At 70.5% G+C, this 23,404-nt stretch carries 14 protein-coding genes; 7 read left to right on the forward strand and 7 right to left on the reverse strand.

The features are described 5' to 3' along the window. Positions 1 to 52 precede the first annotated feature (52 nt). Together AB0J58_RS33175 and AB0J58_RS33180 are read left to right on the forward strand one after the other, a co-directional pair. Entirely contained in the window at positions 53 to 310 is a 258-nt protein-coding gene (locus AB0J58_RS33175; RefSeq protein ID WP_364223402.1) for a hypothetical protein, read from the forward strand. A gap of 76 nt (positions 311 to 386) precedes the next feature. Beyond that, positions 387 to 1,103 (forward strand): MgtC/SapB family protein, encoded by a 717-nt coding sequence (locus tag AB0J58_RS33180; protein ID WP_343966116.1) that lies wholly within the window; start codon positions 387 to 389, stop codon positions 1,101 to 1,103. Positions 1,104 to 1,216: 113 nt separating this feature from the next. Here AB0J58_RS33180 and AB0J58_RS33185 read toward each other — a convergent pair whose 3' ends face one another. After that, positions 1,217 to 1,981 (reverse strand): ABC transporter permease, encoded by a 765-nt coding sequence (locus AB0J58_RS33185; protein ID WP_364223404.1) that lies wholly within the window; start codon positions 1,979 to 1,981, stop codon positions 1,217 to 1,219. Next, complete coding sequence (locus AB0J58_RS33190) at positions 1,978 to 2,919, reverse strand: ABC transporter ATP-binding protein (protein ID WP_364223406.1); 942 nt, start codon at positions 2,917 to 2,919, stop codon at positions 1,978 to 1,980. Before AB0J58_RS33190 ends, AB0J58_RS33185 begins: the two co-directional genes overlap by 4 nt. Positions 2,920 to 3,029: 110 nt before the next feature. Here AB0J58_RS33190 and AB0J58_RS33195 point away from each other — a divergent pair, with 110 nt between their 5' ends. The 3 genes from AB0J58_RS33195 (at position 3,030) to AB0J58_RS33205 (ending at position 7,239) form a co-directional block, all read left to right on the forward strand. After that, positions 3,030 to 4,139, forward strand: a complete 1,110-nt coding sequence (locus AB0J58_RS33195) for a histidine kinase (RefSeq protein ID WP_364223408.1) — start codon at positions 3,030 to 3,032, stop codon at positions 4,137 to 4,139. Continuing rightward, positions 4,136 to 4,786, forward strand: coding sequence for a response regulator transcription factor (locus AB0J58_RS33200; protein WP_364223410.1), 651 nt, complete (start codon positions 4,136 to 4,138; stop codon positions 4,784 to 4,786). Before AB0J58_RS33195 ends, AB0J58_RS33200 begins: the two co-directional genes overlap by 4 nt. A 137-nt stretch (positions 4,787 to 4,923) precedes the next feature. After that, on the forward strand, positions 4,924 to 7,239 hold the full coding sequence (locus AB0J58_RS33205) for a serine/threonine-protein kinase (protein ID WP_364223412.1): 2,316 nt from the start codon (positions 4,924 to 4,926) through the stop codon (positions 7,237 to 7,239). A 286-nt stretch (positions 7,240 to 7,525) separates the two neighbouring features. On the opposite strand, the gene AB0J58_RS33210 is transcribed toward AB0J58_RS33205, so the two are convergent. Beyond that, positions 7,526 to 8,872 (reverse strand): aspartate aminotransferase family protein, encoded by a 1,347-nt coding sequence (locus tag AB0J58_RS33210; protein ID WP_364223414.1) that lies wholly within the window; start codon positions 8,870 to 8,872, stop codon positions 7,526 to 7,528. 89 nt (positions 8,873 to 8,961) lie between these two features. Between AB0J58_RS33210 and AB0J58_RS33215 the strand changes: the two genes are divergently transcribed. Beyond that, positions 8,962 to 9,861 carry a LysR substrate-binding domain-containing protein gene (locus AB0J58_RS33215; protein ID WP_364223416.1) on the forward strand — a complete coding sequence of 300 codons (900 nt, stop codon included), beginning with the start codon at positions 8,962 to 8,964 and terminating at the stop codon, positions 9,859 to 9,861. Positions 9,862 to 9,929: 68 nt separating this feature from the next. Here AB0J58_RS33215 and AB0J58_RS33220 read toward each other — a convergent pair whose 3' ends face one another. The 4 genes from AB0J58_RS33220 to pulA all read right to left on the reverse strand — a co-directional run bounded on the left by AB0J58_RS33220 (position 9,930) and on the right by pulA (position 21,670). Continuing rightward, entirely contained in the window at positions 9,930 to 10,805 is an 876-nt protein-coding gene (locus tag AB0J58_RS33220) for an AEC family transporter (RefSeq protein ID WP_364223418.1), read from the reverse strand. Between the two features lie 138 nt (positions 10,806 to 10,943). Further along, positions 10,944 to 13,913 (reverse strand): carbohydrate binding domain-containing protein, encoded by a 2,970-nt coding sequence (locus tag AB0J58_RS33225; RefSeq protein ID WP_364223420.1) that lies wholly within the window; start codon positions 13,911 to 13,913, stop codon positions 10,944 to 10,946. An 84-nt stretch (positions 13,914 to 13,997) separates the two neighbouring features. Continuing rightward, complete coding sequence (locus tag AB0J58_RS33230) at positions 13,998 to 15,719, reverse strand: carbohydrate-binding module family 20 domain-containing protein (RefSeq protein ID WP_364223422.1); 1,722 nt, start codon at positions 15,717 to 15,719, stop codon at positions 13,998 to 14,000. A 92-nt stretch (positions 15,720 to 15,811) separates the two neighbouring features. Further along, positions 15,812 to 21,670: a pullulanase-type alpha-1,6-glucosidase gene (pulA, locus tag AB0J58_RS33235; RefSeq protein ID WP_364223424.1), complete on the reverse strand. Its 5,859-nt coding sequence runs from the start codon at positions 21,668 to 21,670 to the stop codon at positions 15,812 to 15,814. A 368-nt stretch (positions 21,671 to 22,038) separates the two neighbouring features. On the opposite strand from pulA, the gene AB0J58_RS33240 reads away from it, so the two are divergent. Next, on the forward strand, positions 22,039 to 23,331 hold the full coding sequence (locus AB0J58_RS33240; RefSeq protein ID WP_343978852.1) for an extracellular solute-binding protein: 1,293 nt from the start codon (positions 22,039 to 22,041) through the stop codon (positions 23,329 to 23,331). Positions 23,332 to 23,404: the final 73 nt, after the last annotated feature.

The following is a 23,404-nucleotide window of genomic DNA, read 5'->3' on the forward strand; positions in this document are numbered from 1 at the left end:
CCGTATGGGGCCGGGGATTTGCGATAGTACGTCGTAATTCACGGAGGCTGTCATGGTCAAGGGAACCGCCACCGCACTGGATGGCAGAGCGGGCGGGTCGGAGCGGCCGCACATCAGCCTGCCGGTGATCGGCACGCTGGCCGTACCGCCGCCGGATCGACTGGTCTTCTACGGCGTGCTGGGCGCGCTGGGCGCGCTCGGAGTCGTCGAATGGCCCCTCGTGCTCGTCGTCGGGATCGGTCACTATCTGACCGAACAACGGTTCTCGCCCTTCCTGCGGGAAGCCGGGCAGGCCGCGGAGGCGGCGTAGCCAGGACAGAGACGCCGAGCGGCGGCCCGGCCCGTCCCGGCGGACAGGGCCGGGGCTCGACCTGGAGGTGGCGGCGTTGGCACCTCTCGGTGACCTGGCGGGACAGGGCTGGACGCAGCTCGGCGAGCTGGCCCTGGCATTCGTGCTCTCGGCCGCGATCGGCCTGGAGCGGGAGATCCGCCAGAAGAGCGCGGGGCTGCGCACCCACACCCTGGTCGGCTTCGCCGCCGCCCTGATCATGCTGGTGTCGAAACACGGCTTCGCCGATGTGCTGGGAGAGCACGTCTCCCTCGATCCGTCCCGGGTGGCCGCCCAGATCGTCTCCGGCATCGGCTTCATCGGCGCCGGCCTGATATTCGTCCGAGGTGACGCGGTCCGGGGCCTCACCACCGCCGCGGCGATCTGGCTCACCGCGGCGGTGGGCATGGCGGCGGGAGCGGGACTGTGGCTGCTGGCGGTGGCCGTGACCGTGGGACACTTCGCGACGGTGTTCGTGCTCACCCCACTGGCCGACCGGCTCCCCCGGTCCAGGCACGCACCCTCGCGGCTCCATCTGACCTACCTCGACGGGCGGGGCGTGCTCCGGCTGGTGCTGGCCGAATGCACGCGCCGGGGGTTCGTCGTGGACGAGCTCTCCATCGACCAGCGCGGCGAGCGCCGTCCCCCGGCGACCGTCTCGCTCTGGCTCACCGTGCGCGGCGCCGGCCTGATAACCGAGCTGACCACCGTGCTCTCCGAGATCGACGGGGTGCTCGCGGTGGTGAGCCAGGACGCCAACGCGCCAACGCTCTGAGCGGGATTTTCGGATGATGTCCCGGTGCGGACCGGCCGCCCCCGGGCGAAACGGCGGGCGGTGCGCCCGCCCCGGCCGCCCGCCCCGGCCGCCCGGGGCGGGCGCACGGCCGGCTAGTCCCAGCGGAAGAACACGGCCGCGACGACGCCGCCGAACACGAGGCCGGCGGCCAGGCCGATCAGGTTGGACGCCTCGATGGGCGCACCGATCCAGGCGGCCGACAGGGCCTGGCTCCCGGCGCCGAACGGCAGCCACTGCCCGATCGTCGTGATCACCTCCGGGAGGCTGTCACGCCCGCCGAACATGCCGCCGGTGGCGCCCAGGGCGAAGAAGACGCTCAGGCCGATCGCCACGGAGGAGTTCGGGGTGGGCGACACTGCGGCGACGATCAGGCCCACGGCGTACATGGCGGCCACCGTCAGCGCCAGCACACCGAGCGCCGCGCCGACGCGCATCGGGGGGTTGGCGTCGAACGCCAGCATGGCCAGTATCCAGGCGGCCGCGATGCCGACGGCGATCTGCAGCACACCGGCTGCCGCCTGGGCGACGAGGACCAACGCGGGCGAGGCGGGCGTCACCCCGAGGCGGCGCAGGATGCCGCTGCGCCGGTAGTAGGCCAGGAAGCTTGGCATGTTGACGATGCCGGTCGTGGCCACGACCATCGTGAACACCAGCGGCAGCACGTAGACGTCGAACGCCGTGCGGCCGTGCGCGATCGTCTCCCGGCCGGCGGACGAGGCGTTCATCACCAGGATGAGCATGGGCAGGCCGATCGGCACGATCAGCCCGGCGGTGTCGCGGGCGACCATCTTGAGCTCGCAGATCAGCAGTCCGGCCCAGGCGCGCGGGCCGGGGCGGTGGACGGTGATGTCGGTCAACGGACCGTCTCCTCGGTGTCGAGCCGGTGTCCGGTCAGGGCGACGAAGGCGTCGTCCAGGCCGGCCTGTTCGCCGCGTGTCCCGGTCGCCACTACGCCGGCGCGTACGAGCGCGACACTGACGACCTGGAGCAGGTCGCCGCGGCCTTCGACGATGACGCGGTCGCCGTCGGCGCGTACCCGCTCGACCTCGTCGAGTCCTTCGAGCAGCCCGTCCGGCACGGGGGTGGCCGCGCGGAAGGTGACCCGCTGGGCGAAACCGGCCCTTCGCACGAGCCCGGAGGGCGAGTCGAGGGCGGCGACCCGTCCCTCGTCGAGCAGCGCGACCCGGTCGCACAGCCGTTCGATCTCCTCCATGGCGTGGCTGACGAGCAGGACGGTCACGCCGGACTCGCGCAGCCGCTCCAGGGTCGCCCACATCTGGCGGCGTGCCTCGGGGTCGAGCCCGGTGGTGAGCTCGTCGAGGATCACCACCCGGGGTCGCCCGACGAGGGCGAGCGCGATCGACAGCCGTTGCTGCTGGCCGCCGGAGAGGTTCTCGAAGCGGGTGCGATGGGAGGCGGTCAGGCCGACCGACTCGATCAGGTCGCCGGTCGGCAGCGGGTCGCGGTAGAAGCTCCCGTACAGGCGGACCAGCTCGGTGACCGTGAGCGCGGAGTGCAGGGTGGCCTCCTGCAACTGGACTCCGAGGACCTGGCGCAGCCGGGCCCGGTCGCGCCGGGTGTCCAGGCCGAGCACGCGGACGGTGCCGCGGTCAGGTCGCCTGAGCCCGGCGATCAGCTCGACGGTGGTCGTCTTGCCGGCTCCGTTGCGTCCCAGGATGCCGAAGATCTCGCCGACGGCGACCGAAAGGCTGACCTCCTCGACGGCGACCTTGGAGCGGTAGCGCTTGTGCAGGCGGTCCGCTTCGACGGCGGGAGATGACGTTGTCGCATGCATGCCGTCGAGGTTAGGAAGGGCGAGCCCCTGGCGCCTGTGCCGATGGTCAGCATCGGTACCCATGACTTTCGGCACCTCAGCGCGGATGGGAGCGTCAGTAGAGTGACGGTATGCGGCGAATCGAGCCGGACGCGTGGGCGGGGCTGGCGGCACTGCTGGTGTGCCTCGCGGTGGGCACCCCGACCCTGCTCGGCGTGGCCGAGACACGGGTGCCCCGGCCGCTGTGGGGTGTGCTGTTCGTGGCGCTGCTGGCCACGTCGCTGACCGCCGCGGTCTTGGAGGACCGCCGGCCGAGGCCGGCGTGGGCCTGCTACGGCGCGGCCGTCGTGCTGGGGTGGCTGACGATCCTGACGGCGCCCGGCGCCGGGTGGCTGCCGATCCTGCTGGTCTTCACCGCGACCTTGAGCGCGTACGTCGCGCCGCGGTGGACGGGCCCGGTGGTGGTCGTGCTCAACACCGTCGTCATCGCCGTGACCGCGGGCCTCGCCGGCGCCACCCTCACCGAGATCGGTCTCGGCGCGCTGCTGTACCTGCTGATCCAGACCGCGACGCTGCTCAGCTCACTGGCGAGCCTCCGGGAGCAGCGGATGCGCCGTGAGCTGAGCGAGGCGCATCTGGAGCTGCGGGCGGCGAGCGTCATCCTGGCCGACACCGCGCGCGCTCACGAACGCCTGCGCATCGCCCGGGAGCTGCACGACCTGATGGGGCACCAGCTCACGGCGCTCACCCTGGAGCTGGAGGTCGCCCGGCACCACGACGGCCCCGGCGCGCGGGTGCACATCGAGCGTGCCGACCGGGTGGCGCGGGACCTGCTCCGCGACGTGCGCGCGACCGTCGGGCAGCTGCGCGTCGACGCGCCCGATCTGCGCGAGTCCCTGAGCGCCGTGGTGCGCGACATTCCCGGCCTCGACATCGGTGTGTGGATCGACGACGACGTACGTCCCACCGAGGAGGTGACCATGACGCTCATCCGCGTCGTCCAGGAGATCGTCACCAACACCATCCGGCACGCGAACGCGACCTCGCTGCGCATCCGGATCGAGAGCACACCGGACCAGGCCGTGAAGCTCACCTCCGTCGACGACGGGCGCGGCAGCCCCCGGCTGCGGCCGGGCAACGGGCTGCGCGGCCTGAGCGAGCGGATCGACGCGATCGGCGGCGACGTGCGGCTCGACGGCAGCGACGGTTTCCGCGTCACCGCCAGGGTGCCCGCGCGATGATCCGGGTGATCGTGGTCGACGACCAGACCCTGGTGCGGCAGGGCATCCGCAGCCTGCTCGACCTGACCGACGACATCGAGGTGGTGGGGGAGTCCGACGACGGCATGTCCGCGCTGGCGGCGATCGAGGAGCACGCCCCCGACGTCGTCCTGCTCGACCTGCGCATGCCCCGCCACGACGGCATCTGGGTGCTCAAGGCGTTGCAGGAGCGCGCGGACGACGCGCCACCGGTGCTCGTGCTGACCACGTTCGACAACGACACCCTGGTGCTGGACGCGATGCGGGCGGGGGCGTGCGGCTACCTGCTGAAGGACGTGACGCTCGAACGGCTGACCCGGGCCATCCGGGTCCTGGCCGACGGAGGGACGCTGATCTCGCCGTCGATCACCGATCGGCTACTGCGCGCGGTGCGCCGCCGCCGGCCGGCGGATGACGACGACCTGCCCGCGATCCAGCAGCTCACCGGACGAGAGGTGGAGGTGCTGCGGCTCGTCGCGGAGGGTTACAGCAACCGTGAGATCGCCCAGGCCCTGTTCCTGGCCGAAGGCACGGTGAAGAACCACGTCTCGACCATGCTGCTCAAACTCGGGGCGCGCGACCGCACCAACGCGGTGCTGCGCGCCCTGCACGCCAACATCCTCGACTGATATTTAGTAGGCATTTGGTCTAATTTACCGATACTGGCATGCTCTTTTCCGGGACTCGGCTGCCCGGAACCCGGCGCGTGCGGCAGGGCGTTGGCCGCCGGACCACTCGGGCGGGCTCGTGGCGGGGGAGGAGCACGATGGCCGGTACGGAGCTCAGATCCGGCGATCCCACGGCCTTCGGGCCGTACGCGATCGAGGCCAGGCTCGGTGAGGGCGGGCAGGGAACGGTCTACCTCGGACGCGACCCGGCCGGTGGGAGCGTCGCGGTCAAGGTGCTGCACCCGAAGTTCGCCGCCGACCAGGTCGCGAGGACGCGCTTCCAGCGGGAGATCGCCGTCGCCCGGCAGATCGCCGAGTTCTGCACCGCCCGGGTGCTCGACGCGGGGGAGAGCGGCGACCGCCTCTACGTGGTGAGCGAGTTCGTCGACGGGCCGTCGTTGCAGCAGGCGGTCGAGAGCGAGGGACCGCGCGACGGCGCCGCCCTGCAGCGCATCGCGATCAGCACCGTCACCGCGCTCGTCGCCATCCACCAGGCGGGCATCGTGCACCGCGATTTCAAACCGGCCAACGTGCTCCTCGGCTTCGACGGCCCGCGGGTCATCGACTTCGGCATCTCCAAGACGCTCGACGCGACCGCCCACACCAGCGGCGCGATCGGAACCCCGGCCTACATGTCGCCCGAGCAGATTCGCGGCGAGCCCGCCGCCGCCCCCTCGGACGTGTTCAGCTGGGCCGTGACGATGGTGTTCGCCGCGACCGGAAGTCCCGCGTTCGGCCAGGACACCATCCCGGCCGTGCTGCACCGCGTCCTCAGCCTCGAGCCCGACCTGTCCGGGGTGCCCGAAGGGCTGCGGCCGCTGCTGCGCGACTGCCTGGCCAAGTCACCCGCCGACCGTCCCGTGGCATCCGAGGTGCTGTTCAGGCTGATCCGCCAGCCGTCGACGGGCACCGCCGCCGCGCCGCCCCGGCAGCCGTCGCAGGCCGAGCGGTCGCCGGAGTCCCGGCGACCGTCCGCCCACGACCTGCCGCCGTCCCCCCAGCCGCCACCGTGGCGCCCTTCTCGTGTCGAGCAGCCGCCATCCGGCCGGAGCACGGCGCCCCAGCAGTGGGAGCCGGCCGGCCACGGAAGGGCGCCCGCACCCGCTGGGCCGGTCCCGGCCGGGACCGGCGTGCCCGCCGGGCAGGGCGGCCCGGGAGGCGGCGCCCCGGCCGTGACCGTGCCGGCAGCGGCCGGTCGGTCGCGCCCGTGGTGGATCGGGGCCGTCGTCGTCGCCACCACCCTCGCGGTCTCCGCGGGAGCCTTCGTGCTCCCGCCGCTGCTGTCGGGAAGCGAGAAGGGGGATGCGGACCCCACCCCCGTGGCACTGACCGGCTCCCCGCCATCGGGTTCTCCGTCGCCGGTCTCGGACGTCTCCCCATCCCCCGACGGGTACCCGTCGGGGGATGGGTCGTCGCCCCCGCAGAGCACGGGGCAGCCCTCTCCCGCGGCCACCCCAACCTCGGTCACCGGAGACTGGAAGAGCGCGCCGGTGGGCGGTCCGCTCCGGGGCCACCGCGACGACCTGCAGGCGGTGGCGGTCGCCAGGGTGGGCGACAGGTCCGTGATCGTCTCCGCCGCCTACGACCGCACCGTCCGCCTCTGGGACCTGGCCACCCGCAGGCCGCTGGCCACGCTCACCGGGCACACCAACTGGGTGCGCTCCGTCGCCGTCGCCGAGCTGGACGGCAGGACGATCGCGGTGTCAGGCGGTGACGACGGGACCGTACGTCGCTGGGACCTCGCCGCCAGGAAGGCGGTCGGCAAGCCCATCGCCGCCGCCGAGCCCGTCTTCTCCCTGGCCGTGGCCACCCTCGACGGTGAGCCCGTGGTCGTGACCGGCGGCCGCGACGGGGGCCTGCGGCTGTGGAACCTGAGAACCGGCGCCGCGATCGGCAAGGTCCGCCGTGCCTCCAGCGGGGCGCTGTTCGGCCTGGCGACCGCCGAACTGGACGGCGAGCCCGTCGTGTTCACGGGGAGCGGGGACGGAACGGTGCGCCGCTGGCCGCTCCGCTCGGGCCGCGGCGAGACGATCGCCACCCAGCGCGCTCAGGTATCGGTGGTCACCACCGCCGAGCTGGACGGCAGGCTGGTGGTGCTGTCCGCCGGCGGTGCGCAGGACATCCACATCGACGACGCCGCCGGCGCCGGTGAGGCACGCCCGCCCATCCGCGACCACAGCGGCTGGATCTACTCACTGGCCGTCGGCAGGGTGGGGTCGCTCACCGTCGTCGTCTCCGGCAGCAACGACGGCACCGCGCAGGTCCACGACCTCGACACCGGAGCGTCGGCCGGGCGGCCGTTCAAGGGCCACGACCACAACGTGTTCGGCGCCGCGGTGGCCGAGCTGGGCGGGCGTCCCGTCGCGGTCACCGGCGGCGGCGACGACACGGTCAGGATCTGGCGCCTGGGCTGACCGGCCGCGCGTCACCGGCCGAGACCGTCTCCGTACCGGACTTCGAGCAGCGCCTCTGAGCTCGGTGCGGGAACGCCACCGTGAGCCGCCTGCGAAGCGGCGATCCGGAACGCGTTCGGTTCGGAGACCCTGTCGGCGCCAGTCCGCGCACCGCTCCAGGGACCGTACGGTGTGGCACGCAAGGTGCTGACCGGCCACCACCGTGGCGAGCTCCACACGGAGAACGCCATGGTCCCGGGCGGCATGAGCCGGAGGGGCGCCCGGGAACCCGGAGCCTGTCCCTTGGTCAAGCAGCGAGGTGCGTTCGTGAGACCACTTCTCCGATCGCCTGGTCGAGCATCTCCAGGCCGAGGGCGATCTCGGCTTCGGTGCTGGTGAGAGTGGGGGCGATCCGGAACGTGCCGCCGATTCCCGGCAGCTGCACGATGTTCATGTGGAGGCCGAGTTCGAGGCAGCGGCGGGTGATGGCCGCTCCGAGCTCGTCCGAGCTCTCCTCGGCGCCGGGGTCGGGCGCGAGTTCGATTCCCTGGAGAAGCCCACGGCCCCGCACGTCGCCGACGACGGCGTGCCGGTGCTGGATGGACAGCAGACCGGCGCGCAGGAACGCCCCCAGCTCGGCCGCCCGCACATCCAGCGCGTCACGTTCGAGCACGTCGAGCACGGTGTTGCCGACGGCGGCGACCAGGGGGTCGGAGACGTGCGTGGTGAAGAAGAGGAACCCCCGTTCGGCGGCGGCCTGTTCGATCTCGGCCGAGGTGACGACCGCGGCAAGCGGCAGGCCGGCACCGAGCGTCTTCGACAGGGTCAGGATGTCGGGAACGACACCGTCGCGCTGAAAGGCGTACCAGGTGCCGGTACGGCACAGCCCGGTCTGAGCCTCGTCGAGGATGAGGAGCATCCCGCGCTCGGCGCACTTGCGCTTGAGCGCCGCGAGGTAGCCGAGCGGCGGTTCGATGACCCCCCCGGAGCTCAGGATGGGTTCGACGATGCAGGCGGCGAGGTTTCCCGTGGACTGCGCGTCCACGAGCCCGAAGGCGACGTCGAGCTGACGCCGCCAGTCGAGTCGTCCCGCCGCGTCGACGAAGTCGGGCCGATACTCGTAGGGGACCGGGATCGGGATGTTGCCCGGGGCGGCCGGACCGTATCCCCTGCGGCCCGAGCTGTAGGTCGCCCCGGCTGCGGCCTGGGTCATGCCATGCCAGGACCGCGCGAACGACACGATCTCATGCTTTCCGGTGACGAGCTTCGCCATCCGGATCGCCGCCTCGTTCGACTCGGCACCCGTGCTCAGCAGCAGACTCTTGGTGAGAGGGGCGGGTAGCGTCTCGGCCAGGCGTCGTGAGAGCTCGACGACCGGCCTGGAGAGCATGCCGCTGTAGAGGTGGTCGAGACCGGCGACCTGGCGCCGCACGGTCGCCACGATCTCCGGGTGGGAGTGGCCGAGGATGGAACTCATCTGCCCCGACGTGAAGTCGAGGATCTTCCGTCCCCCCTCGGTGTAGACGAAACTCCCCTCGGCGCGCGCGATTATCTCCGGAACGAACGGGGCGCCGTACCGGATGACGTGCTTGTCGACATCCGACCAGAACGCGGCATCGGAGGCGAGCGGGGGATCGGAGGCGATGGGCGACATGGTTCGACGGTACTGACGCCAGACTGTGCATGTCCATCGCAGCATTTCCATCATTCTGTTCGGTTCCATCGAACAGTAGGCTGCGTGTCATGACCCTGAACCCGTGGCGACTTCGGCTTCTCGATGTGTTCGAGCGGGTCGGAACCGTGCGCGCCGTGGCGGCGGAACTGATGTTGAGCCCCTCGACGGTGTCGCAGCAGTTCGCGGTGCTGGAGGCTGAGACGGGGGCGCAGCTCTTCGAGCGGGTCGGCCGAACCCTCACCCTCACGCCGACCGGTGCGACGCTCGTGGAACGGGCGCGCGAGCTGCGCGACCACATGGATTCCATCGAGGCGGAGCTGGCCGAGGTCACGACCGAACCCGCGGGACAATTACGCGTGGGCGGGTTCGCCAGCTCGATCGCCCCTATCCTGATCAAGGCGGTGACGGCTGTGGCGCGCGCGCACCCGCGGCTGAGGCTGGAACTGCTCGAGATCGAGCCGCGCGAGAGCATGGCGGCGCTCCATCAGGGCCGCTGCGATCTCGTGGTCACCGTCGACGAGGCCGACGGCGCGCTCCTGAGCCCCACCATCACGGTGATCCCGCTCGCGACCGACCCGCTCCTGCTCGTCGCGCCCGCGGCCCACGCGGTGGGGAAGCTCGACGTCGTCTCGCTCGCCGATCTCGCCGCGGAGCGGTGGGCGCTTGACCACTCGGGCACGTACCTGGGTGAACTCGTTCCTCGGCACTGCCGGCTCGCCGGATTCGAGCCGATCGTCGCCGGTCGCTTCTCCAGCTACGGCGTGCTGCTCTCCCACGTCGCCGCGGGACTGTCCGTCGCGGTGCTCCCCGAGCTCGCGGTCGAGCCCAGGGCCGGCGTCGTCGCCCGCCCGATCGTCGGTCTCTCCGATCGGAGGATCGTGGCCGCCGTTCGCTCCGGCAGCGCGCGGCGGCCCGCGATCACGACCGTGGTCGAAGCACTTCGGCAGGCCTCCGCTCACGCCTCATAGTTCTGTGGAAGTGAGGCCGGATCCCGGTACGGGCTCACGGTGCGAGCCTCAGCGGGGGTGACCCCGGATCACCCGGCTCCCAGCAGGGCGATGACGGACAGGGTCACCAGGGACAGGAGGCTGGAGACGAGGATGGCGTCGCGGGGCAGTTCGGTGGGGCGGCCGTGCTCGGCGGCGTAGATGTAGGTGTTCTGGGCGGTGGGAAGTCCCGCGAACAGGACCGCCGCGAAGAGCGCGGGGCCGTCGAGGTCGAGGAGGAAACGTCCGGCCAGGAGCGCCACCAGCGGCTGGAGCAGGAGTTTGAACACCACCACCGGCCCGATTCCGCGCCAGGCGACGGCCGAGCCGCTCAGGGACATGCCCAGTGAGAAGAGCGCCAGGGGCACCGCGGCGCCGCCGAGGATCTCCAGGGGCCGCAACGCGAGGTCGGGCGGTTGCCAGCCGAGGGCGGACACGCCCAGGCCGAGGATCGAGGCCGCCACGATCGGCGTCCGCAGCGGGGCGAGGAAGGACGAGCCGCCGGCCCCGAGGCCGAGGAAGAGCAGCGGGGAGACCACCAAGACCTGGAACATCAGGACCGACACCACGAACGTCGCGTCGTGCAGGACGTAGAGGCCGACGGGGATGCCGAGGTTGCCGGCGTTGACGTAGCACGACGCCATCGCGCCGGTCACCCGGTCGGGCAGCTTGCCGCGGAGCAGCGCGAGCGCCAGCAGGCCGACGGTGAAGGTGCTGATCGCGAAGGCGAGCAGCGGGCCGGGCTGGACCTGGCTGAGCGGGGTACGGCTGAGCGTGGTGAACAGCACCGAGGGCATCGCGATGGTGAACGCGAATTTCGTCAGCGCCTGCCGGACCTGAACGCTCGCCGATCCGGAACGGGCGGCCAGCCAGCCGAGGGCACCGATGCACCATATCGGGACGAAAGCCGCAATAACCGCCTGCACTCGGCATACCGTATCCGGGCCCCAGCGCCGGAGAGCCAAGGGGGTGCGCGCCTTGTTCGACTGGGGAGAGTGCGGTGAAAGGCGCGACACCGCCCGGATCCGGCCCCGAGCCGGTCCGGGCGGTGCCGCCGGGCGCGGTTACCTCAGGTACGGCCCCGCGGAGCCGATCTTGCCGGGAGCGGGGTTGCCGGGCAGTGCGAGCACGTAGGCCCGCATGTTGCCCTTGCCGCTCAGGGAGATGGTGAGCGTTCCGCCGGTGACGGTCTTGCTGTCACCGGTGACGGCATCGACGTAGGTGCCGTTGGGGATGCCGGTGAAGGTGGCGTTCCCGGAGACCGAGACCAGCACGAAGCTGTCCACGGACCCCTGGGTGAAGCGACGCTTGTAGGCCATGCCACCCGAGACACCCTCGGTGGAGTACTGCCCCTTCTGCAGTGCCGGAACGGCCCTGCGGATCTGGTTGAGCCGCTGCACGTGCTTGACCAGCGGTTTGTCGAGGGTCTGCGCCACCGCGCCCGAGGCACTGGACACCGTGCCGAAGCCCGAGGCGGTGACCGATCCCGCCAGGTGGTCACCGAAATAGGCGCGTCCCGTCGTGGCCAGCGGGCAGGTCGGCCCGCAGTCGATCGGCTTGCCCGCCTGGAACTCGATCTCCGAGCCGTAGTAGAGCGTCGGAATGCCGCGGAAGGTCCACATCAGGCTCATGTTCTCCGCCCAGGCGTCGGTGCCGCCGTCGTAGCGGACCGAGGACTTGTTCGGACCGTAGTCGTGGGAGTCGACGTAGACGGTGTTGTAGGTGGCGTCGTTGTAGCTGTCGTCGGAGTCCTTGCCGTTGTGGAACGCGTTGGACGCCTCGCCGAAGTTCATGTGCATGCGCATGTCGATGACGTTCATGCCGGAGAACCTGCTGTGGTCGGGCGCGTGGTAGGTGTTGCCGTTCAGCGTGGCGTTGGTGCTGGTGGGCTGGTTGCCCGAGCCCATCAGGTTCTCGTAGTCGTACTGCTCGATCGCCGCTCGGACGTCGTCGGCGCTGTACTCCTTGCGCTCCTTCCAGGTGAAGAACTGGGCGGAGTGGTTCACCGAGCCGCGGTTCCACTTGTCGTGCACGAACGCGGCGACCTCGCCGAAGACGTAGAAGTCCTTGGCCTTCTCCGCGCCGAACTTCGCGGTCGCGTGCTCGCGGATCGCGGGCAGGAAGCGGCGGTTCCAGGTGACCCTGGGAATGTGCACGGCGGTGTCGACGCGGAAGCCGTCCACGCCCATGTCGATGTACCTGTTGTAGACGTCGATCAGGTAGTCCTGGACGGCCTTGCTCTCCGTGTTGAAGTCGGCCAGGTCGTCGTGGAGCCAGCAGCTACGGGAGTCCTCCCCCTCCCAGTTGCCGATCCAGCACTGGTGGTAGTAGTTCGCGGGGAACATGCCGGAGGTCGGGTTCGGCCACTGGCAGTTGTGGATGCGGAACCCCTCGGGGCTGCTCCACTGGGTGGGAGTGCCCCAGTTACGGCAGGTGTTGCCCGCCGGCTCGGTGGTGGACCACTGGTCGCCGTTGTACGGCCTGCCCTTGGCCATCGCGTTCTGCGCGGCCGTCAGGCTCGGGTCGTTGCCCTGATGCTCCTGCATCGGGTCGTACTCCCGGCCCGCCTCCTTCTCGCTGTAGAGCCACTTCCACTGATCGTCGCGCGCGCCCCACACGGTGGGGGTGAACAGGCCCTTGGCGCCCCAGCGGGAGCTGTGGTTGTAGACGACGTCCTGGTAGATCTTGATGCCCTTGGCGTGGGCCGCGTTGATCAGGTCCTGGTACGACGTGCCCTCGGACTCCAGGCGGGGGTCGACCCGGTAGAAGTCCCAGCCGTGGTAGCCGTGGAAGTCGTAGTCGGAGCGGTTGAGCACGACCGGGGTGATCCACAGGGCGGAGAAGCCGAGGCCCTTGATGTAGTCGAGCTTGTCGACCAGGCCCTTGAAGTCACCGCGGAACATCGGGTCGTTGTTCGCGGCGTTGCCCGACTTCATGTGCTGGCTGCCACCCCGGTTGTTGGAGGTGTCGCCGTCGGCGAACCGGGCGGTCATCACGAAGTAGATGGAGTCTTCGCGCGGGTCGCCGCCGAGCGGGGTGCCACCCTCGGGCGCCTCGGGCTTCTTCCCGGTGGTGGCGCCGGCCTCCTGGCTCGCCCCGGAGAGGTTGCCGGCGGCGTCCCTGGCCTGGACGGTGTAGCGGTAGAGGGTGTTCTCCGCCAGACCGGTGTCGGAGTGCGCGGTGGCCATCACGTCGACGACCTTGGTTCCCCCGGTGCCGCCGGTGCGGGTGACCTTGTAGCCGGTCACCTTGACGTTGTCGGTGGAGGCGCTCCAGGCCACCGCGATCGAGACACCGTTCGCGGTCGCCGTCACCCCGGTCGGCGTGCTGGGCTTCTCGGTGTCCGGGATCTCGGGGACGCAGGGGCCGGCGGCGTTGCCGGTCACGACGCCGTTCTTGACGGTGCTGACACCGGTGCCGATGGTGTGGTCGGCGCCGCCGTTGTTGTCCCAGGTGCCCGAGCCGTTGTTGAAGGCGGCCTTGAGCCCGGTGGCGGTGCCCAGGTCGATGGTCTTCTTCTTCCAGCCGGTGCAGGCGGTCTCGTTCATGCCGACGCCGGGGACGGTGGTCCAGGCGCCGCCGGTGGGCTGGTAGTGGATGTTGGCGGTCGTCCAGGTGGTGGAGTAGTAGACGGTCGCGGTGTTGCCCGAGCCCGAGTCACAGGGGTTGCCGGAGCCGATCGTACGGCCGGAGACGGTCACCACCCCGGTGCCGATGGTGTAGTCGGCGCCGCCGTTGTTGTCCCAGGTGCCCGAGCCGTTGTTGAAGGCGGCCTTGAGCCCGGTGGCGGTGCCCAGGTCGATGGTCTTCTTCTTCCAGCCGGTGCAGGCGGTCTCGTTCATGCCGACGCCGGGGACGGTGGTCCAGGCGCCGCCGGTGGGCTGGTAGTGGATGTTGGCGGTCGTCCAGGTGGTGGAGTAGTAGACGGTGACGCTGTTGGCGGCCAGTGCCGCGGACAGCGGGACGAGGGCGGAGGCCAGGCCGAAGATCGCGACGACGAGCAGCCTGAGCACGCGTTGGGGGGATGAACGCATGGGGATTCCTCTGTGCGAGGCGGAGAGGGGAACCCCGGGCGTCGGCGGACGCCCGGGGCGGATGGGCCGGATACGGCCCGAAGGTCAGCGCCAGGCGTCGTTGCGCGTCGCGGTGCCGCTCGCCGGGGTGGTGAAGGACCGGTTGGGGTCGCTCTCCCACGCCACCGAGCCGTCGGGGTTCTTCTTGATGTACTTGTACTGGATGGTCGTGCTGGGCGGCAGGTTCACCGTCGCCTTCCAGACCGGGTAGGAGGCCGAGGACAGGGCGATGGAGTTCGCCGGGTTCCAGGAGCCCAGCTCGGCGACGTTGCCGACGACGAAGACGTTCTGGCCCCAGGTGGTCGTCACGTTCGCGTTGAACGAGGTGGCGACCTGGCCGGGGTCGACCGTCGGCGTCGGGGACGGGCTGACGCCGCCGGTGTGGACGGCTACCGCGCTCTTGCCGGGGACGGTCACCGAGGCGGAGCCGTTCGAGCCGACGGTCACCGAGCCGCCGCCCACGACGTTGGCGTAGGTTCCGGCGGGCAGGCCGGTGGAGAAGGTACGGGTGACGCTGCCGCTCTCGTTGTTGATCGCGACCCAGCCCTTGTCGCCGCGGCTGAAGGCGATCACGTTGTTGCCGTTGTCGTACCAGTTGCCGACCGAGGTGCCGGCGACGGCGCGGTTGAAGCCGACCATGCCGCTCATCTGGCGGTGGAAGCAGGTCCACTGGCCGTTGCCGCAGTTGGCGTCGGTGGCGAAGCCGCCTCCTGCCGACGGCGGCCCCGCCTCGCTGTTGCTCCAGGTGAAACCGGAGTAGACCCTCGGCGTCCCGTACGGCCAGGCGAGCATGAAGACGTTGGCCAGCTTGTAGGCGTCGCCGTACTTGTAGTTCATGGTCGAGCCGTTACGCTCGGTGTCGTGGTTGTCGATGAAGACCACGGCCTTGTCGCTGGGCACCGACAGCCCCCAGCTCTGCCCGAAGCTCTGCAGGTTCTTGATCTGCCCAGCGAACTGCTCCTTGAGCTTGCGCCCGTACACGAACTCGTGCACGTCGCCGATCCCGGTGTACTGGCTCGGCGTGATCGCCTCCTGATCGCCCTGGATGACCTCCTGGTGGATGTAGGGCGAGCCGGTCAGCTTGCCCTTGATCGCGGCCAGGTCGCCCGGGTTGATGTGCTTGGCGGCGTCGATGCGGAAGCCGTCCACACCCAGGGAGGTCAGCTTGTTGAGGTAGCCGGCGATCTGGTTGCGGACGTACTCGGAGCCGGTGTTGAGGTCGGACAGGCCGACCAGCTCGCAGTTCTGTACCCGCCAGCCGTCGTTCCTGTAGTCGGAGTCGTTGATCCCGCAGGTGGGCGTGTGGAAGTCGGCGGAGGAGTAGAGCCCCGGATAGTTGTACTTGCCGAAGCCGTAGCCGCCGTAGCTGGTGCTGCCCTGGCCGGTCATGTGGTTGATGACGGCGTCGGCGTGGACCTTGACGCCCGCCGCGTGGCAGGCGTTCACCATGCTCCTGAACGCGTTCTCGTCCCCGAACTTGCTGGTGAGGGTGTAGCGGGCGGGCTGGTAGATGTCCCACCAGACCGAGCCGCCCTTGGACATCGAGTCACTCGGCGGCGAGACCTGTACGGCGGAGTATCCGGCCGGGCCGAGGACGTCGGTGCACTCCCTGGCGACGGAGTTCCAGTTCCAGTTCCACAGCTTGACGATCGGGCCGGGGGTGGGCGGTGCCGCCTGGGCGGGGGTGCTCAGTGCGACGGGCACCACGACCGCGGCGGTTGCCAGCGCGCTTAACGCGGTGGCAACGATGGCTCTGTAGGGTTTCATGAGTGGGGGGCCTCCAGGATCGATGGACGGGTTCCCTGGCCGGGCCGGGTGCTGCAACACCTGGCCCGGCCGTCTTTCCGGGGTATGCGGGGTCAGGGCTGGACGAAGACGGCGACCGTGCGTGCCGGGACCGTCAGCGTGCCCGTGGCGGGGTCGAACGTCGACTGCTTCACGACGGCGTCGTCGCCGGCCGTCTGGACGGGGTGGAGCGTCACCTGGGCGCCCTTCAGCGCGGTGACCGTCTGCGGCCGCGTCTCGGGGGTCGCGTTGAGGACGACGGTGATCGACTTCCAGCGCGGGTCGATCCCCGAGGCGTCCAGGTGCATGGTCACCACGCCCGGGGTCTCCGAGGTGCCGCTGGTCGGGAAGGTCAGGCGCTTCTGCACCTCGGCCAGGCCGGCGAGGCCGAAGGCCGGGGAGGACGAGCGGATCTTCAGCAGCTCGCCGTAGCGGGCGCGGGCCGCGCCGATCGCCGCGCAGTCCGGCTTCAGCGCCGGATCGGCGAGCAGCGGCCTGGCGTACTGCCACTTGTCCTCGTTGTCGGCCTTCGGGGGGAGCCCGGCGCCGAAGCCGTTGCCCGCCGAGCAGTCCCAGAGCAGCCGGTTGAACCAGTCGCCGGAGTCGTAGGAGTTGCGGTCCAGCGACTTGGAGCGGAGCCGCTCGCTGCCGGCGTGCACGAACGAGGTGCCCTGCCCGAGCACGGCCGTGGCCAGCGAGAGGGACTGCATGCGCACCCGGTCGGCCATGGTGGTGGCCTGCGGCAGCTTGTAGGCCAGCGCGTCGAACAGCGTCTCGTTGTCGTGGGCGTCGACGTAGGTGACGACCTCGCCCGGCGAGGCGGTGTATCCGGCGGGGGAGCCGTTGTAGTCGACCTGCGAGCCCTTGACCTCCTTGCCGTTCGAGGCGGTGAAGGTGTAGTCGCGGAGGTTGCCGGCCAGCCCGACCTTGATCAGATCCTGGTAGCCGAGCAGCCGGGCCCGCTGCTGCGCCTCGTCGCCGTTGGCGGGCGACCCGTTGGGCGCCCCGGCCAGCCCCGAGCCGAAGCCCTGGACCCGCGGGTCGGGGTCGAACGGGCTGCCGCCGCGGACCGCGTCACGGAGCCGGTCGCTGAAGGTGCCGATCCCGGTGCCCGCCATGTTGGCCTGGGTGGCCTGCTCGAAGCGGGCGTTGTCGGCGACCTCGCCGAAGTTCCAGCCCTCCCCGTACAGGATGATCGACTTCCCGTCCACGCCGTCGCGGGCCACGGTCAGCCTGTCCAGGGCGGCGCGGACCGCGAGCATGTTCGCCTTGGGGTGGTGACCCATCAGGTCGAACCTGAAGCCGTCCACCTTGTACTCGCGGGCCCAGGTGACGACGGAGTCGACGACGAGCCTGCCCATCATGGCGTGCTCGGGCGCGGTGTTGGCGCAGCAGGTGGAGCTGGCCACGGTGCCGTCGTCGAGCAGCCGGTGGTAGTAGCCGGGCACGATCCGGTCGAGCACCGAGGTGGGGTCCTGGCCGGCGGCGTGGGTGTGGTTGTAGACCACGTCCATCACCACCCGCAGCCCCGCCCCGTTCAGCCCGCCGACCATGCTCCGGAACTCCTTGATCCGCGAGGACCCCTCGGGGTCGGCGGCGTAGGAGCCCTCGGGCACCGTGTAGTGCAGCGGGTCGTAGCCCCAGTTGAAGGAGTCTCCTGCCGCGGTGCGCGCGACGCAGGCCTGCTGCTCCTCGGAGTCGGGGGGCATCGAGGCCAGGTCGCAGTCGGGCTCGGTCCGCTCGGACCTGCGCTCGGGGACCGTCGCGATGTCGAAGACCGGCAGCAGGTGCACGTGGGTCAGGCCGTCCTTGGCCAGCCCGCGCAGCTCCCTCATTCCCGCCGAGTCGCCGGTGAAGGCCGAGTAGGTGCCGCGCCTGGCGGCGGGGACCGTGGTGTCGGAGGCGGAGAAGTCGCGCACGTGCAGCTCGTAGATCGACGCCTTCTCCTGCGGCACCGCCCTGGGCTTGGCGAGTGACGACCAGCCGTCGGGCCGCAGGGAACGGTCGGACAGGTCGACCAGCTGGCTGCGGCCCGAGCCGGCGGCCAGCGACAGGCTGTAGGGGTCGGTCACCTCGTTGGTGACGATCCTGCCCTCGGCGGGTGCGTAGACCGTGACCAGGAAGGTGTAGTAGCGGTCCTTCCAGCCCTGCTGCCCGCGGACCGACCAGATGCCGGTGCCGTCGTCGCGTCGCATGGCGTGGACGGTGCGGGCCCCGCCGGAGGGGTCGCGGTAGAGCGCCAGTTCGACCTTGCGCGCCGTCGGCGCCCAGACCGACAGAGCGGGCGTGCCGCCGCTCCACGAGGGGCCGAGCCCGGCGGTCGCCGCCTTGGCGTGCAGGTCGTCGAGTACGCCGGGCAGCTGCACGCCGGTGGCGGCCAGCAACACGCCCGAGGCGTCGCGCTCGACGGCCACGACCTGGCCGCGCAGCGCCTTCCCGACGAGGTCGGCGTCGCGCGGGTCGATCGTGAACGCGGCGTGCCCGGCCAGGTGCGGCCACTTCGCCCGCTGCGCCTCGGTGAGCGCTCCGGGAAGCAGGCGGATGATCCGGAGGTCACCGGTCAGCTCGCCCTTGGCGTAGGCGATGTCGCCCTTCTCGGAGAAGGCCAGGGAGTGCCGGAGCGAGGACGACGGCTCGACCTTCCACACCACGGTGCCGCGGTCGATCCAGTGCGCCGCGGACTTCGACAGGTCGGCGTCCGCGCCGCGTGCCGCCGGCTGCGGCAGCAGGTGGCCCTCGGTGGCCGCGATCCGCCAGACCTCGTGGCCGGTCGCGGTGAGGTCCAGCGCCTGGTTGCCGGGAAGATCCTTCTCGTCGCCCTTGTGGATGATGTAGCTCACGTTCTTGGCCCCCTCGGTCAGGGGGACGCGGAAATGGACACCGAAGGCGTCTTCGCCTGCGGGCTGGAGTGGGGTGGCCCACTCGGTGGGCTGGGCCACGTCACCCCACAGGTGCAGTCCCCAGCCTTCATACTTCCCGTCGGGGCGGTGGTAGTGCAGGATCGCCACGTTCTCGGCCGAGGCCCGGCTCCGGTGGATCTTCGCCACACCCGAGACGACGGCGGCCTCCGGCTGGAGTGCCGGGGTGAACGACTGGTCGGGGCCGGGGTCCTTGGTGTCGCCCTTGTGGATGATGAAGTTCACCGGCGTCGAGGCGTTCTTCAGCGGGACCTTCCAGAACGCGCCGTAGGAGTCGGTGCCGTCCGGCGGGCGCGGTGTGGCCCACTCGGTGGGCACCCCGTCGGCGAGCCCGTCACCCCACAGGTGCAGGCCCCAGCCGTCGTAGTTCCTGTCCGGCCGGCTGTAGCGGATCGTCGCGTGGCCCTGGGCGGCCGCGAGGGACAGGTGCGTCTCCGCCCTCCCCTCCGCGAGCCAGATCTCGCCGTTCCTGGTGGGGTTGACGACCCGGTCGCCGCCGTCCTTCTCGTCACCCTTGTGGGCGATGATCCCGACGTTGGACGCGCCGGGCTTGAGCTTGATCCAGGCGAAACGGCCGTAGGCGTCCTCCCCGGTGAGCTTGAGCGGCTTGTCCCACTCCGTGGGGTTCTCCACGTCGCCCCAGACGTGCAGGCCCCAGCCGTCGTAGTTCTCCCGCTGGTAGTGCACGACCAGCCAGTCGCGCCTGACCGCGCCCGGCTCCTCGGGGGCCGGCTCGGCGCCGACGGTCGCCGCCGCGCTCGCCGAGGCGAAACGGCCCGCGGAGTCCTTCACCACCGCCTTGTAGGAGATCTTCGTGCCCGCCGCGATGCCGCGCAGGTCGTGGAAGACCCGGAAGACACGGCCCGCGGCGGAGGCGTTCGGCGCGTCGTCGGTGCCGATCACCCGCCAGGCGCCCTCGCCGACCTTGGCGGCGAAGGTGACCTGGTCGAAGCCGCCGCCCGGTACGGTCGCGGTGACCGGGATCCGGCCGTCCTCGGCGGTGCCCCTGATCTCGGCCCCCGGCAGCGCGATCGAGACGGCCGGGGCCGCGGCCGGGGCGGCGAGCTTCGCGGACGCCTTGTAGACCACAGCCGACAGGGCGGGGACGGTGAGCGCGAGCTTCGTGTCCGAGCCGGTGGTGAGCGCGGCGGCGCCCTCCCCGTACACCCTGGTGAAGGCGGCGCCCGCGGAGAAGGTGGGCACGCTCGCGCTCGCCGGCTGCTCGGCGTTGTTGACCGCCACGACGTACTCGACCTGTCGCGTGGCGTCGATCCTGGAGAAGGCGTAGACGCCGCCCGAGGCGAGCCGCTCGATCTGGGCGCCGTCGGCCAGGGCCGGGTGGGCGTCGCGCAGCGCGGCCAGGGCGGAGATGCCCCGGTACAGCGGGTGGGAGGGGACGAAGTTGTCGCGCGCGTGGGTCGCGTCGGTGCCGATCAGGTCGTCGCTCAGGTAGCTCTCGGTCTTCGAGGCGAACATGGACGCGCGGGCGTCCTGGTCGCCGCCCTTGCCGGTGAAGCCCTGCTCGTCTCCGTAGTAGACGACCGGCTGGCCCCGGGTGAGGTACATCAGCTCGTGGGCGAGCAGGTCCCTGCGGAGCAGTTCGGAGTCGGGCGCGCCGGGGTTGTCCTGGGAGATGAAACGGCCGATGCGGCCCATGTCGTGGTTGCCGAGGAAGGTCGGCAGCGATGCGGCGTTGCTGTCGGCGTCGGTGTGGTGGTCGTCGCCGGCGTACAGCTGGGCCAGCCGCGCCGCGCCCGCCGTGCCGCCGCTGAAGGAGCGGGCGGCCTCCTGGAACGGGAAGTCCAGGGTGGCGTTCATCTGGCCCCGGGTGGAGTAGCGGCTGGTGAAGGCGGGCTCGCTGGAGTAGACCTCGCCGAACATGAAGAACCGCTTGTTGCCGTGCTGGGCCGCGTAGCCGCGCAGGGCCGGGGAGAACTTCTCCCAGAACTCCATGTTGACGTGCTTGGCGGTGTCGATGCGGAAGCCGTCGAGGCCGGTCTCGCGTACCCAGGTCTGGTAGATGTCCGTCATGCCCTTGACGACCTCGGGACGCTCGGTCCACAGGTCGTCGAGGCCGAAGAAGTCGCCGTACTGGTCGTTCTCGCCGCTGAAGGTGGAGTCGCCCCGGTTGTGGTACATCGTCGGGTCGTTCAGCCAGGACGGGGTCTTGGCCTTCTTGGGCGCGACCGGGGTGTACGGGAACGAGTCGGTGTCCACCTTGGGGAAGGTGTTCTTGCCCGCGTAGGCCCGGTCGTCGAACGGCACGCCGTCGGTGTCGACGTAGGGGTAGGCGCCCTTGGACCGGTAGGAGTAGGTCTTCTCCGCGTAGTCGATCACGTCGGCGGTGTGGTTGGTGATGATGTCGAAGAAGACCTTCATCCCGCGCCGGTGCGCCTCGCGCACCAGCTCCTTCATCTGGGCGTTGCTGCCCAGGTGCGGGTCGATCCTGGTGAAGTCGGTGATCCAGTAGCCGTGGTAGCCGGCCGAGACGTTCGCGCCGGTGCCCTGCACGGGGCGGTTGACGAACGCCGGAGTGATCCAGATCGCGGTGCTGCCCAGGTTCTTGATGTAGTCGAGCCTGCCGAGCAGCCCTTTGAGGTCGCCGCCCTGGTAGAAGCCCTTGTGGGTCGGGTCGAAGCCGGTGGTGAGCCGGTCGCCGGACAGGCCGCCCCGGTCGTTGCCGGTGTCGCCGTTGGCGAACCTGTCGGTCATCGCGAAGTAGAAGCGCTCGCGGCTCAGGTCGGCGCGGAGCGCGTCGCGGGCCAGGTCCCTGTCCGAGGGTTCGGCGGTGCGGCTCAGCGCGGAGACCACGGGTTCGGCGGGGCGTTGCGGGATGGGGGCCGAGAGGGGCGGCCCGGAGGATGGCCCGGAGGCCGCGAATCCGGAGGTACCGGTGGCGGAGGCGGCTGCGGGGAGGGGGGTGGCGGCGAGGGGGGTGACGACCAGGGCGACCGCGAGCGCGGCACCCTGCAGAAAGGTGTTTCTCGCGCGCCGTGGGGGGAGTGGCCAGACCACGGGGGCCTCCACGGGAGTTGTTTCGAGGGTGTTGCCCGGAAGTTACTCACTGGGATTGTTCTATGCAATCCCTTGCGGCAATTTTCTGAATCCGACTCTCTGTGGAGAGGGGCGCCGAGGGGAAATTGGGGGGCAAAAGTGTATAAATGCCACTTTTTGCCCTCCGGGGGACGGTGACGCCTCCGTAAGGGTCTTCAGTCGGAGGTGTCTCGGCCCCCGGTTTTGGAGTACTTTGTAACGACTTTGCAGACTCTTGCAGAAAGTTCTTCCAATGGGGTTCACGTCGGCGTAACGTCCGGCGTACTCCAGACCCGGCCGGGCGGCTTCCCCCGCCCCTGGCCGGTCCCCTTGAACCTGAGGAGAAACACATGCGGCGAGCCTTCTCGGCTGCGACGATCGTCGCGGCCCTCGCCCTGGCGGTCTCCGCCTGCGGTGGCGGTGACGCCGGCACGGCGGCCCCCGCCCAGTCCGCGGCGACGGACCCGTCGAAGATCAGCGGCGAGATCACCTGGTGGGACACCGTCCGGCCGGACAGCGAGGGTCCGACGTTCCAGGCGCTCATCAAGGAGTTCCAGGCGAAATACCCGAACATCAAGGTCAAGTACGTCAACGTCCCCTCGGACCAGGCGCAGAACCAGTTCCAGACCGCGGCGCAGGCGGGTACGGGGGCCCCGGACGTCATTCGCTCGGAGGTCGCCTGGACCTCCCAGTTCGCCTCCCTGGGCTACCTGCAGCCGCTGGACGGCAGCCGCGCCGTGGAGAACGAGTCCGACTTCCTGGCCGGCCCGCTGAGCAGCACCAAGTACAACGGCAAGACGTACGCGGTCCCGCAGGTCACCGACACCCTCGCGCTCATCTACAACAAGCGGATCCTGGCGGAGGCCGGCCACGAGAAGGCTCCCGCCACCGTCGAGGAGCTCAAGCAGGCCGCGCTCGACGTCAAGGAGAAGACCGGGGTCAACGGCCTCGCGCTCAACGTCGACTCCTACTTCCTGCTGCCCTTCATGTACGGCGAGGGCGGTGACCTCCTCGACGTGCAGAACAAGAAGATCACCGTCAACTCCCCGGCCAACGTGAAGGCGATGGCCTCGGTTGCCGATCTGGTCACCTCCGGAGCCGCGCCCAAGCCGGCGATCCAGGACAGCTACGCCAACGCGATGACCGCCCTCAAGGACGGCAAGGCCGCGATGATCTACAACGGCCCGTGGGCGCTGTCGGAGATCTACCAGGGCAAGGAGTTCAAGGACAAGGAGAACCTGGGCATCGCCCCCGTCCCGGCGGGCTCGGTCAAGGCCGGCGCCCCCACCGGCGGCTGGAACCTGGCGATCTACGCCGGCTCCAAGAACATCGACGCCTCCTACGAGTTCGTCCGCTTCATGAGCACCCCGGAGGCCCAGGCCAAGGTCGCCAAGGAGATCAGCCTCCTGCCGACCCGCGTCTCCGCCTACGACAACCCCGACGTGCAGGCCAACAAGGACGTCGCCGTCTTCAAGCCCATCATGGAGACCGCGACCGCGCGGCCGTGGATCCCCGAGGGCGGCCAGCTCTTCCAGCCGCTCCTTGAGGGCTACCAGTCGCTGGTCGGCGGCAAGACGACCCCCGAGGACATGCTCAAGAAGGTGGATGACCAGTACCGCGGCATCTTCAAGGACTGGAGCTGATCCGTGGCGCTCTCGACTGGACGTGTGAACAGCACGGCCAGGGACCGGGCCGCGGGCGCCGTCGGCGCCCGCG

This window comes from Streptosporangium sp. NPDC049644, from assembly GCF_040675205.1.
GTDB classification, from domain to species: domain Bacteria; phylum Actinomycetota; class Actinomycetes; order Streptosporangiales; family Streptosporangiaceae; genus Streptosporangium; species Streptosporangium fukuiense.